The sequence below is a fragment of the Marinobacter halotolerans genome, from assembly GCF_008795985.1.
Classification (GTDB): Bacteria; Pseudomonadota; Gammaproteobacteria; order Pseudomonadales; family Oleiphilaceae; genus Marinobacter; species Marinobacter halotolerans.
On sequence record NZ_VMHP01000001.1, the window covers coordinates 523,947 to 535,869 of the forward strand.

At 57.8% G+C, this 11,923-nt stretch carries 13 protein-coding genes; 7 read left to right on the plus strand and 6 right to left on the minus strand.

All coding sequences use genetic code 11. The features are described from left to right. Positions 1 to 85: 85 nt before the first annotated feature. Complete coding sequence (locus FPL19_RS02370; RefSeq protein WP_150910249.1) at positions 86 to 817, plus strand: maleate cis-trans isomerase family protein; 732 nt, start codon at positions 86 to 88, stop codon at positions 815 to 817. Here FPL19_RS02370 and FPL19_RS02375 read toward each other — a convergent pair. Beyond that, a complete protein-coding gene (locus FPL19_RS02375; RefSeq protein WP_150910251.1) occupies positions 814 to 1,269 on the minus strand; it encodes a DUF4112 domain-containing protein in 456 nt (151 codons plus the stop codon). The genes FPL19_RS02370 and FPL19_RS02375 overlap by 4 nt on opposite strands. A gap of 180 nt (positions 1,270 to 1,449) precedes the next feature. Continuing rightward, positions 1,450 to 2,331, minus strand: coding sequence for an AEC family transporter (locus tag FPL19_RS02380; protein ID WP_150910253.1), 882 nt, complete (start codon positions 2,329 to 2,331; stop codon positions 1,450 to 1,452). A gap of 77 nt (positions 2,332 to 2,408) precedes the next feature. Between FPL19_RS02380 and FPL19_RS02385 the strand changes: the two genes are divergently transcribed. Next, complete coding sequence (locus FPL19_RS02385) at positions 2,409 to 3,389, plus strand: ribonuclease Z (protein WP_150910255.1); 981 nt, start codon at positions 2,409 to 2,411, stop codon at positions 3,387 to 3,389. A 10-nt stretch (positions 3,390 to 3,399) separates the two neighbouring features. Here FPL19_RS02385 and FPL19_RS02390 read toward each other — a convergent pair whose 3' ends face one another. Next, positions 3,400 to 5,229 (minus strand): putative bifunctional diguanylate cyclase/phosphodiesterase, encoded by a 1,830-nt coding sequence (locus tag FPL19_RS02390; RefSeq protein ID WP_150910257.1) that lies wholly within the window; start codon positions 5,227 to 5,229, stop codon positions 3,400 to 3,402. A 101-nt stretch (positions 5,230 to 5,330) separates the two neighbouring features. Then, positions 5,331 to 5,675, minus strand: coding sequence for a PBPRA1643 family SWIM/SEC-C metal-binding motif protein (locus FPL19_RS02395; RefSeq protein WP_150910259.1), 345 nt, complete (start codon positions 5,673 to 5,675; stop codon positions 5,331 to 5,333). 184 nt (positions 5,676 to 5,859) lie between these two features. Here FPL19_RS02395 and FPL19_RS02400 point away from each other — a divergent pair, with 184 nt between their 5' ends. Beyond that, complete coding sequence (locus FPL19_RS02400) at positions 5,860 to 7,140, plus strand: MFS transporter (protein WP_150910261.1); 1,281 nt, start codon at positions 5,860 to 5,862, stop codon at positions 7,138 to 7,140. A 52-nt stretch (positions 7,141 to 7,192) separates the two neighbouring features. Here the strand turns inward: FPL19_RS02400 and FPL19_RS02405 are convergent, their stop codons facing one another. After that, positions 7,193 to 7,582, minus strand: coding sequence for a DUF4149 domain-containing protein (locus FPL19_RS02405; RefSeq protein WP_225314264.1), 390 nt, complete (start codon positions 7,580 to 7,582; stop codon positions 7,193 to 7,195). Positions 7,583 to 7,709: 127 nt separating this feature from the next. Between FPL19_RS02405 and FPL19_RS02410 the strand changes: the two genes are divergently transcribed. The 3 genes from FPL19_RS02410 (at position 7,710) to FPL19_RS02420 (ending at position 9,952) form a co-directional block, all read left to right on the plus strand. Continuing rightward, complete coding sequence (locus tag FPL19_RS02410; protein ID WP_191965197.1) at positions 7,710 to 8,198, plus strand: nucleoside deaminase; 489 nt, start codon at positions 7,710 to 7,712, stop codon at positions 8,196 to 8,198. Positions 8,199 to 8,223: 25 nt separating this feature from the next. Next, complete coding sequence (locus tag FPL19_RS02415; RefSeq protein WP_150910262.1) at positions 8,224 to 8,901, plus strand: hypothetical protein; 678 nt, start codon at positions 8,224 to 8,226, stop codon at positions 8,899 to 8,901. 85 nt (positions 8,902 to 8,986) lie between these two features. Then, complete coding sequence (locus FPL19_RS02420; protein WP_150910264.1) at positions 8,987 to 9,952, plus strand: hypothetical protein; 966 nt, start codon at positions 8,987 to 8,989, stop codon at positions 9,950 to 9,952. Positions 9,953 to 9,965: 13 nt separating this feature from the next. On the opposite strand, the gene FPL19_RS02425 is transcribed toward FPL19_RS02420, so the two are convergent. Next, the gene (locus tag FPL19_RS02425) at positions 9,966 to 10,325 is read right to left on the minus strand and encodes a hypothetical protein (RefSeq protein ID WP_150910266.1); all 360 of its coding nucleotides are present in this window, start codon (positions 10,323 to 10,325) and stop codon (positions 9,966 to 9,968) included. Between the two features lie 218 nt (positions 10,326 to 10,543). Between FPL19_RS02425 and FPL19_RS02430 the strand changes: the two genes are divergently transcribed. After that, positions 10,544 to 11,908: a glutamine synthetase family protein gene (locus FPL19_RS02430; RefSeq protein ID WP_150910268.1), complete on the plus strand. Its 1,365-nt coding sequence runs from the start codon at positions 10,544 to 10,546 to the stop codon at positions 11,906 to 11,908. The last annotated feature ends 15 nt before the right edge of the window (positions 11,909 to 11,923 follow it).

The window sequence follows — 11,923 nt, forward strand, 5'->3', positions numbered from 1 at the left end:
CTTGATGTCTGGGCTTGCGGGTGCCATGGTTTTCAGGAGTAACTGAACGCTCATGACATCCTTCGGAAACGGGAGCGGGAACCGAATGAGCCAGACACCACCGCCAGCCAGCCTTGGATTTCTCTATCCCGGCCATGCTGCCGAGGACGACTACCCGCTGATGGGCGGCATGATTGATCCGCCCGCCCGGGTAACTCTGATTCATACCAGCTTTGTGGAAGACGCACACACCGTGGAAGCGCTCAGTGAGATGGGGAGCGTCGAGCGGCTGTGCTCGGGGGCAAAATCTCTGGTTGGGTCTGACATCGAATCGGTGATGTGGACCTCTACCAGCGCCAGCTTTGTCCTTGGCCTGGACGGGATCAGCGAGCAGATCGAGACGCTTGAGAAAATCCTGGGCGTGCCCGCATCAACCACCGCAATGGCATTCGCCCGGGCTGTGAAAACCATCAACGCCAAAAAAGTGGCCATCGCCGCCACCTATCCCGAAGACGTTGCCAGCCGATTCCGCCAGTTCCTCAGCCACTTCGGCATCGAGGTGGTCCACCTGTCCGGCCAGGGCATTGTGACCGCCGCGGAAGTGGGCACCCTTAAGAAAGAAGATGTAATCGAGCTGGCACTGGCGAACAACCGGGACGACGCTGACGCCCTGCTGATTCCGGACACCGCCCTGCACTCAGCCGCCTGGCTGACGGATCTGGAACAGACGATCGGAAAGCCGGTGCTGACAGCCAACCAGGTGAGCTTCTGGGAGGCTCTGCGGTTATGTGGAAAACTGACGCCACAAAGGGGGCTGGGGCATTTGTTCGAAGCCTAGAAAGCCAACGTCAGCCCGCCAGTCACCAGGGCGAACAGAATCGTCAAGAAAATGAGCGCTCGCCAGGGAAACGGCGGTGGCGGGGGCTCCACAGCAAGTTGTTCCTCAAGGTATTGCCTCAGTAATCGAGTGTTGCGGGTGTTGGCTTTGTACACCGCATCAAAGGCGTCGCCGAAAACAGGCAAAAGACCACCCACAAAATCTATGCCCACGTTGCGCAGCATCCGCAGCTTCACATCCTTGCTGGCCCCGGCTCGATGCGCTTCCAGCAGCACATAACCGGACATTGCGAGGCCGGCGGCGTCCCCGATCACCGGCAAGAGGCCGATAACGGCGTCTGCGCCAATTTTGTATCGGGTGAACGGAATACCGATGCTGCTATCGGTAAAACGGCTGAATTTGTCCAGCCTTGCCAGCGTGGCCCGTTGTTGAGCTTCCGTTGGTTTGGGCATTGAACCCCTCGGTCTCTCGTCAAAACGCTTCTAAAAAGAAAAAGCCACATCGGGCCTTACTCCCCGCCAGAGCCAGACCAGACAAAGCGCGAGCATTGCAAACGTCACGGCCAGCCGGTCAACACGGACGGCAAGCTCGGCCGCGTCGCCTGGCTCGGGATTGACTATACCTTCTGATCCTCACTGGAACAGTGCAAAGACCACAACGACACCCAATGAAACCGCCAAGGACATGGGGATAGTCAACGCTATCTCCTGGGACGGCCCCTGGTAACGCACCGCCAGCACATAGCTCATCACCGCAACCGACATGGCCGATTGAATCAGGAAAACCTGCGCCTCCAGGTCGCCGAACGGCCAGACCAGCAGCAGTAGCCAGGCCACCGCGAGGCCAACCAGTGGTCGGTAAAAGCTGAACCCCAGGGGCCTGAGAACATCCCGGGCCCCTGCCAGTTTCAGACTGGCAATAGAGCTGCCCAACAACATCAGCATCACCGGAATGGTAATCGAGCTCAGCATATCCAGCGTGGTCATGACTGGCCCCGGCAGGCGAATGTCGGCTACCAGCAGCAGTGCCCCGACGATCAGCGCCATTACCGGGCCATTCTTCGCCATCGAACGTATCGACAGACGGCCAGACAGACAACCGATGCCAAGGGTAAAGTGGCTTACCTGGATCACCGACGATATCACCACTGCCAAACCCAGCGACTGCGACCCGAACAGCGCAAAACAGACGGGAATCCCCATATTGCCTGTATTGGGGTGAACCAGGGCCGGCAAATAGGATCGGACCGGCAAACCGATCACGGCAAGCATCAAGGCGGTCACCGCCGACATGGCCACCAGCCAGACCACGGTAATACCCACCAGCGCTCCCATACCGGAAATATCCATTTCCATACTCAATATGGAATGAAGCAGCAGAGCCGGAATACCCACCGAGGTAACAAGGCCAGACAACGCCCGGCCGTCAAAAAAATCCGTCGTACGACCAAGAACAGCCCCAAGAATGATCAGGGACAGCAGTGGAAAAAGGGCTTCGGAAAGATGTTGGATCATAGTGAGCGTTGTTACCGGCAGTACCGTCCCTGTAGGATTTGGAAACAGCAGAACGCCAATCTTACTGGAGACGCGCCATGGAGTTCACCTTTCTGGGCACATCCGCTGGAACGCCGACGCGAGCACGCAATGTCAGTGCTCTGGCCCTGTGCCATGCCAGTCCCAAACCCTGGTATCTGGTGGACTGCGGTGAAGGCACCCAGCATCAGCTGATGCAAACCCGTTACTCGGTTATGCAACTGCGGGCCATATTCATCACCCATATTCACGGTGACCATACTTTTGGCCTGCCGGGGCTGCTGACCAGTGCCTCCATGCTGGGCCGAACCCAGCAGTTGGACGTAATTGCCCCGGCCGAGGTTCAGAACCTTGTTCACGCGGTGCTTGATAATAGTGACTCCAGCCTGAGCTACCCATTGAATTTCATTGACTCGGAAGCCCCGGACTTTCACTGGCAGGATGAACACTTTGACGTGACCAATGTGCCGCTGTCCCACCGCGTTCCCTGTCGGGCCTATGTCTTCACTGAAAAGAACCTCGAGCGACAGTTGCTGCAGGAAAAACTGCGGGAAGGTGGCGTCGATCCCGGCCCCGCCTGGAGCCAGTTGCAGAAGGGAGAAGATGTGCAGCTTGAGGACGGGCGCTTGCTCAGAAGCGATGATTACACCCGGATCCCCCGCAAGGCCCGCCGCCTGATCGTTGCCGGCGATAACGACACCCCGGAAGTACTCGCCGATGCCTGCCACGGAGCACATGCACTGATTCACGAGGCCACCTATACCCAGGACATTTCCGAAAGGGTCGGACCCTGGCCACAACACAGCTCGGCCGAGCAGGTGGCCCGGTTTGCCCAGCAGGCGCAACTGCCCCACCTGGTCCTCACCCACTTCAGCTCCCGTTACCAGTCCGGCCCTGGCGGCGCGCCCCATATCAACCAGCTGGCAGCAGAAGCCATGCAGAACTATGAAGGCACACTGTTTCTGGCTCGGGATTTCGATACTTACCGCCTCGGCAAAGACCTGTCACTGAGTTGCCTGACCGCGGACCAGGCAACCTGAGTCGAATCCATCACAGCGCCTTTCCGGCTGTCGTTTTCCGTAAGGCAGGAATCTCTTCGGGTGGCAACGGATGGGAAAGCAGATATCCCTGACCATAGGTGCATCGCTCCCCATGCAGAAACGCTAGCTGAGCCGGGTTCTCAATACCTTCGGCTACCTGGTCCAGTCCCAGCGCTTTTGCCATCTCGATAATGGTCCGGGTGATTGTCACCCCGTCTTCGCTTGCTGGCAGACTATCGATAAAAGACCGGTCAATCTTCAGGCTGCTCACCGGCATCCTCCGAAGATAGGACAGAGAAGAGTAGCCGGTACCGAAGTCATCAATATTGATCTGGATGTCACGCGCCCGCAGCCGGGTCAGATTCTGTTCCACAACCTCATTGTTGCGCACCAGAGAATACTCTGTAATTTCAATACGAAGCAGCCTTTCGGGGATCTGCGCCAGCTCCAACCGATTAAGTACTTCCTCGGCGAAAGTCGGCTGCAGCATTTCAGCCGGCGACACATTAACTGCGACGCTGATGTCCCAGTCCGGGTCCAGACACCACCGCTGCAATTGCCGGCAGACTTCTCCGCGGACCCACTTTCCGATAGGCAGAATCTGGCCACCCTGCTCAGCCAGCGGAATAAACCGATCCGGAGTGATCTCCCCCAGCGCGGGGCTTTGCCACCGCAGCAAAGCCTCAACGCCCACCATTTCTCCGGTGTTTAACGAGAATATAGGTTGGTAAAGCAGGTGGAATTCTTCTCTTGCCACGGCGCCCTTCAGGCACGACTCGATTCTCAGAGCCTCTGACAGCGCATCCGAGTGGGCGTCCTCAAAATACTGGACTGGTTCAGTCAGGCTCTCAGGGCTCACCCGAATGGCCGCCGACGCCTGTGCAACCAGTGTCTCTGCACTTTCACCCTGGCTGGTAAACAGGCTACCTCCTATTCGCACGCCCACGTAGTGCTCCTGTTCACCGCAATGATAGGGGCGCTGTAGGGCCTGATGAATCTCCCGAGTGACGGATTTGCGATGGCTTTCGTTTTTTGCCGGGAACACCAGCACAAATTCATCGGCCTGTAGGCGTGCGACTGATCCGCCCTCAGGACAGTGGCTCTGGAGTCTGCCAGCCAGTTGCAGCAACAATTCATCACCACCCCCGGTACCCAGACTCTGATTGATCAGTCGCAGCCCCGTCACATTAAACAGTAACAGTGCGACCTGGAAGTGCTCGGTCATGGCCAGCTTGAGCAGCTGATCCAGGCGATCCATAAGCAGCTGGCGATTGGGCAGCCTGGTCAGGGGATCATAATAGGCTGAGTCGGCAATGGCGTCTTTTAGCGCGATCAGGTGTGCTGTGTGGGCAATTTCATTCTCGATCAGGTCGGCAAACTGTCGCAAACGGGTGCGATGCTCTTCATCGAAGTAGCGAGGCTGATGATCCAACAGACACAGGGTACCCAGCGCGTGGCCCCCGGGGCCGCGCACGACCGCACCGGCATAGAAACGTATGTAGGGCTCACCAGCAACCAGTGGATTGCCCGCAAAACGGGGGTCATCATAGGTGTCGGGGACGACCATCAACGACTCCTCATTGATGGTGTGGCCACAGAAGGAGATATCCCGGGGACACTGGGTTCGATTCCAGCCTAACCTGGATTTGAACCACTGCCGTTCCCTGTCGACCAGTGACACCAGAACAATAGGGAATCCGAACACGCTCGCCACGAGACTCGTGTAACGGTCAAAACGCAGCTCTGACGCAGAATCCAGCAGTTGAAGGCCGAACAGCTCTTCAAGCCGTGCCTCTTCATTGCTGGTATCCGGCGGGGGTATGTATGCGTCCTGATTCATGGCTCTCCAAGGCCTCCGCGAAATCCATTATTCTCAGTGTAGAATATAAGTCATCGCTTACCAGCCTAGACACCGGCTGCCGAATCCAGAGAGTGCGGCCTTCAGCCGCAGCACTTCTTGAACTTCAGACCGCTGCCGCAACTACAGGGATCATTCCGGGAAGGCGCTTTCGCCGTGGTAACGGTGCCTCCCTTGTTCAGAATCACAGTCAGCTCTGCGATGGACTCAACAGCGCCATCGCGACTGTCAACCGTGATGTTCGCATGCAGATCGGCTGCAGCCACCTGGGCTTCTATTTCCTGCTTGCGCGCCTCGCTGGTCACCACCAGCGTCAGCGGGTACTTCCGGCTGCCGCTCTTCTGAACGGCCTTGGTCTGAAAGCCGCCGTAAGCAGTGTGGTGCTGGCGAGCATCCTGACGGCCTTTAAAGAAAAATTTATCTGACATACTGTTATCTCTGTTAAACGGGCGAGTCGTTTTAGCACGCTTCCCTGACCGGAGATATAGGCATAAATGGATATTCGTCAGCAGGGTACAGCGAGCCCCCTTTTTTTACCTATATCCATCCCAACAGATATCCTTAGCTCACCGCATGAGCGCTTTTTGTGATTCCAACCCGGGCGGAGGACCAATGCGACAGACCATCGTCAGCCTGTCTTCACTAATCGTCAGTATCATCTTGCTCGTGATGGGCAACGCCTACCTGATGACCCTGCTGGGCCTGAGGCTCAGTATTGAAGAATTCAGCGCCAGCGTGATCGGCTGGATCCTGGCGTTCTATTCCATAGGGTTTGTGGCGGGCACCCTGTACGCCGGCCGCATCATCGAGAAAGTAGGCCACATCCGGGCCTTCGCTGTATTCGCTGCGGTTCTCACGGCATCCATCCTCGCCTATCCAATGGCAATCGAAGCCAGTCTCTGGGGCGCTCTGCGTGCGCTGGGCGGCTTCGTGATGGCCGGGCTGATGATCGTTATGGAAAGCTGGTTCAGCAGCAGAGCGGACAACCGCAACCGGGCAAGTCTGTTTGCGATCTACCAGATTGTCTTTTTCCTCTCCACGGCTGGCGGACAGGTGCTTATCCGGGTGGCAGATCCTTCCGGCTTTATTCCATTCTCACTTGCCGCCGTGCTGGTGGTTCTGGCGCTCACACCCCTATCTCTCACCAAACGGGAATCGCCCAGCATCACCAAAAGTGATCGGCTGTCCCTGATCCGGCTTTACCGCACTTCACCTGCCGGAACACTCGGCGCACTGATCGCCGGTCTGCTGATCAGTGCGTTCTACGCCATGGGCCCGGTGTTCGCTGACCGAATCGGTCTGGATCTTCAGCAGCTGTCAAATTTCATGGCATCAGCCATCGTTGCCGCTATGCTACTGGCCTGGCCCATCGGTCGGGTCTGCGACCGTTTTGACCGTTATCGCGTAATGCTGGTGGTCGCGGTTGTTGCGGGGCTCAGTAGCCTGATTGCAGCTTTCATCAGCACCTTCAGCGACTACAGTGCCCTGGCACTGCTCCTATTCGTAGGCCTTTACATGGGCCTGAGTGCTGCCATCTACCCGATCGCCGTCGCCATCACCAACGACCTGATGGAAAGCCATCAGGTCACCGCGGCCAGTACCGCACTTCTTCTTAGCTACGGGGTTGGAAGCATCATCGGGCCACTCCTGAGCGCCCTGTTCATGGAACTGCTGGGTGCGAAGGGACTGTTTATCAGCAATGCCCTGGTTCTTGGGGGGCTGAGCCTGTTCATGCTGTTGGGTCCTGGGCGCGATCATCCAGAGGTTACCCAACAGGAGCATTATTACACCACCTCGCCGGAAGCGGGGTTGGGGCTCTCAGAGCTTGATCCGAGGTACACGGAATTCGAGCAATCTGCCGAGGCGGAGCAGCCACAGAAGCAGAGCGATTAGTCCGCCTATAAAAAAGGCCCCGCCAGAATGCCGGGGCCTTGATCGCCACCTCTCAGAGAAACCGCACCAATACCCAGCCGGCCAGACCGATGTGCGCCAGGGTTATTAACACGGACAATCCGTGCAGAACGCCAAAGCGGCGTTTGTTACCGACATCCTTCGCGTCGTTGATTGCAGGCATCAGCACCTGACGAGTGGGAGCCGTGGTAACCGCTATCAGGGCTAATGTAACAGCGCTTACCGTGTCCGAAGGAAACACCAGAACCGCCGCAGCGCCGGAAAAGCCAATCACCAGCAGGTAGAACACCGGAAAGGCCCGTCGCAGGGACGAACCGGCCGTATCCGGCGGCAGTACCTTGAACAGAAACCCTGCGAAACCCGCAGAATACAGAACCATGCCACCGAACAAAGCGGCGGTCAGTAAAAGCGCTGTCGCTTCCATTATTCGCTCCCATCCATAAAAGTCAGCTATCCGGACATTACGAGCGGCGCCTTCAATAGGCCCACTGCTTGAATCTGCAAACAAGATTGTCCAATCTCATAAGAGCCACGCAGCAAACGGAGAAGCGATGATTAACGAAGACGGTATGAAACACCTCGACCGCTGCGTCGAACTGGCAACCAGAGCTGTGGAGACTGGTAACCCACCTTTTGGTTCGGTATTGGTGGACGAGCATGGGGATGTGCTGTTCGAGGGTCATAATCTGACGGCTGATGGCGACGACACCCAACATCCGGAATTCGCGATTGCCCGCTGGGCAGCTGCCAATATGACTCCCGATGAACGGGCGGCAGCAACGGTGTACACCTCCGGCGAGCATTGCCCGATGTGCGCAGCGGCTCATGGCTGGGTTGGTCTGGGACGGATTGTTTACGCCAGTTCCTCGGAACAGCTGGCTGCCTGGCTGGATGAATTCCATGCTGCCCCGCCACCCGTTGCCACCCTGCCTATCCACGATGTTGTGCCCGGACTCCCCGTTGAAGGGCCCTTTCCGGTGATGGCGGAGGTTATCCGGCAACTTCACGAGCGATACTTGAAACAAGGCCCGCAACAGTGAATAACCCGGGCGGCGAGCCGGCACCATGACAGACCACCGATCCTTCCCTCTCTGGTGGCTCGCGCTCGCCGCCGCTCTGATCCCTCTGCTGACGATTCACATCACCTTCGCCGTGTCGGTACTGGAGGGCCATGTAGAGTTGTGTATTCCCTACTGGGACAGCTGCACCAGCATCAGCCGAACCGGTCGGTACGGGACCTCCTACTTTATTTTCAAAGGCACCATGCTGCCTGCAGCCTTGCTGGGAATACTGTTCTGGTGGCTGAACAGCCGCTGGCTACGCCAGCTTGGCATCCATTCCAGAGGGGTGGCCTGGATACCCTGGCTGGGGCTGATAGCCAGCCTCTCCCTTGCTGCCTACACCCTGGCCCTGGGTCACGCAGGCGACGGGTTCAATCTTATTCGCCGTACAGGCGTGGTTCTGTATTTTTCCCTCACCTTCATCTGCGAACTGCTTGTCAGTGGGGCACTGGCCAAACACCCCCAATGGGTCCGCACAGGGCGAAAACTGATGAACCTGTGCCTGCTGACCCTCGGAGTCGGCATTCTTTCCGTGATCATCGATGGCTTTGCACCAGACTTCCACGATACAAAGGACGATGCCTTTGAGTGGGTGTTGGCAGCACTAATCAATATTCACGCCCTCTGGCTTGCTCTACTCTGGCGCAAGAACCGTTTCCGGGCCCGGCTCTGGACCGGATAATTTACGCTGTCTTTACATCCCTTGACGGACAACCCCGCCCTGCTTCGCGAAAATAGTCAGCAACAAATGATCGCGGAGAGAACTCATGGTGTGGTGGTCAAAGACATGGGCAAAGGGAGGGCTGATTCTGGCCATTATTATGCTGGCCGGCTGTAAAGTCAGCGGCACGACGAGTGGCTCTTATTATGAGTACGGCGATAACTACTATTCCCATGGCCATTTTCTGGACGCCAGGGATACCGGCCATTACTTCCCGGCTGCAAGCTGGAGCCTGAACAAAGCATCACAGGCCTGTGTCGGCGAAACCCTCTACTTTGAAACCGCCAACGCCCGGGTCCGGGTCTATGGCTCGCCAGCCTATAGCGACACCGCCTTCCGCGCGGCAGCCACTGAACTGGACAACCGCATTGGCGGCGTATTGAACAAATTCCGCATGAGCTGGCAGGATTTTATCGTTGACCGCACAGCGGCCGCGCCCTATCCCGGACACCTCATCGCCTGCCTGAGCCCAAGTGTCACGTCGGCGGAACTTTCGTCTGCCTCCCTCGCAGCGGTTGCTGTCGCCGCCTATCCCGGCAGTTGGCCCTACGACGCAGGCCGGATATTCACCCATGACCTGGCTCACTATGTTCAGGAGAACCTGGGCCGCTATGATTCCGACCATTCCCTTCTGCCCTTGTGGTTCGCCGAAGGCCAGGCAACGGTGGTAGCTAATGAACCAGTCGCCTCCGCGTATCAGCACTATGATTACAGCCCTCTCCAGGACGTCTACGCCCATAGCGCCGGCAGCGCGATTTATCGTTATGAACACTACGGGCTGGCTTACCGGTATCTTGAAAGAGCCAATGGCTCACTGGCCATGACTCTGCTACTGGACCTGGTCCAGTTCATGGACTGGAAGAACTATCACCCCGGAACAATCAGCAGCGGCGAGGAAAGGGCATTTGTTGAAGCCTTTGACGCCATGGATCTGGTAGACCACCGCGGACACTACTTGAGCTTTGCCAGATTCCGGGCGGACTACCACCAGCTAGTGGGAGCCAGCTATTGATAAGCGGCAAATCTCAGGATCCCTGTTGCCCTTCGCCAGCACCATCAGAGCCTGGAAGGCAAACAATTCTGGCCTGATTGGAAAGCCGGGCCCACTTGTTCTCATCGCTGCTGCGTACCTTTTTAAGGTACTCGGCAACGTCGGTGAAGTGTTTCCCGGTGGCGCCCAGCGCCGTGGCTTCCTCACGATGCATGTCAGACAGATAGGCCAGGGCCCTGCGTTCATTGTTGTCTTCGTCGAGTGTGGCGCCGACCACCGTCAGGTGGGCCGAGCAGAAAATGTGCTTGTTGCGGGTATCCAAATTGGTTTCCTGGGCCCAGCTGGTAACGCTGAACAGCGCCAGAACAACCGCCAGGCTGGCCGTTTTTTTCATGGGGTGTTACTCCCTGAATCAATGAATTTGTGTCGATGACTGACTATCAACCCTACCCGTTATGCAAACGTTCCTCTAACGATTTCGGATCAGGCGGCGGCTGATACGGTATTTGCCTATATTGCAATGTACCGCGGAAAGCCGGATAAAGGAGGCCATATAGTCCCTGTGCCGGCCCCTCGCCACAGGCCTGTCAGAGTTTGTGGAAGGCTTTCCTTATGGGTTCTGGTTTTACAGACGCCGAAACGTTTCTTCAGGCGCACCCCGAGCTGCAGTTTGTTGATCTGCTGATTCCGGATATGAATGGCATTGTCCGTGGCAAGCGGGTGGACCCATCTGCCTTGACCAAGGTGTTCGAGCGGGGCGTCGCCATGCCGGCGTCAATCTTTGCCCTGAATATCCAGGGCACCACCGTGGAAGAAACCGGACTGGGCCTGGATATTGGCGAGTCGGACCGTGTCTGTCTGCCCATTGATGGCACCCTCACCATGGAACCCTGGCAAAAGCGGCCCACCGCCCAGTTGCTGCTGACCATGTTCGAGCTGGACCGCGAAACCCCGTTCTTTGCCGACCCGCGCGTAGTGTTGCAGAACATCGTGGGACGTTTTTCAGAACTGGGGCTGACACCGGTTGCGGCCTATGAGCTCGAATTTTACCTGATTGATCAGGAAAACCTGGCAGGCCGCCCGCAGCCACCCAAGTCCCCGATTTCCGGCAAGCGCCCGGCCGGCACCCAGGCCTACTCCATTGATGATCTGGACGAATATGCGGAACTGCTGGCAGACGTTCTGGACGCAGCCCGTGAGCAGGGACTGCCCGCCGACGCACTGGTGGCAGAGTCCGCCCCCGGCCAGTTTGAAGTGAACCTGCATTACGTGGATGACGCCGTTCGTGCCTGTGATCACGCCACCCTGCTCAAGCGCCTGATCAAAAATATGGCCTACGACCATGAAATGGACACCACCTTCATGGCCAAGCCCTACCACAATCAGGCGGGCAGCGGCATGCACCTGCATATCAGCATGGTGGATGCACAGGGCCGCAATGTCTTTGCCGGCGACGCCGAAGCACCCAACGACATGCTGCGCTGGGCGATCGGCGGGCTGGTGGCCACCATGAATGATGCCATGGCGCTGTTTTGCCCCAACATCAACTCCTACCGCCGGTTCAGCCCTGAATACTATGTACCCAGCGCTGCTACCTGGGGCGTCGACAACCGCACCGCCTCACTCCGCCTGCCAGGCGGGGAGCCGGGCGCGTTGCGCATCGAACACCGGGTCGCCGGGGCCGACGCCAACCCCTACCTGCTGATGGCAGCGGTGCTGGCCGGCATACACTATGGCATTTCCAACAGGATCGAGCCGCCGCCGGTGACCGTGGGCAACGCCCATGAGCAACACGAAGCCAGCCTGGTGAACAACCTGCGCGATGCGTTGCGGGAACTGGCCCAGTCCACAGTGATGGCGGATTACCTGGGCCGGGATTTCATGGACGTGTTCGTGGCCTGCAAGGAACATGAGCTGAACGAGTTCGAGATGACCATCTCGGACCTGGAATACCTCTGGTACCTACACACGGTCTAGTGTCCCCGGGACACT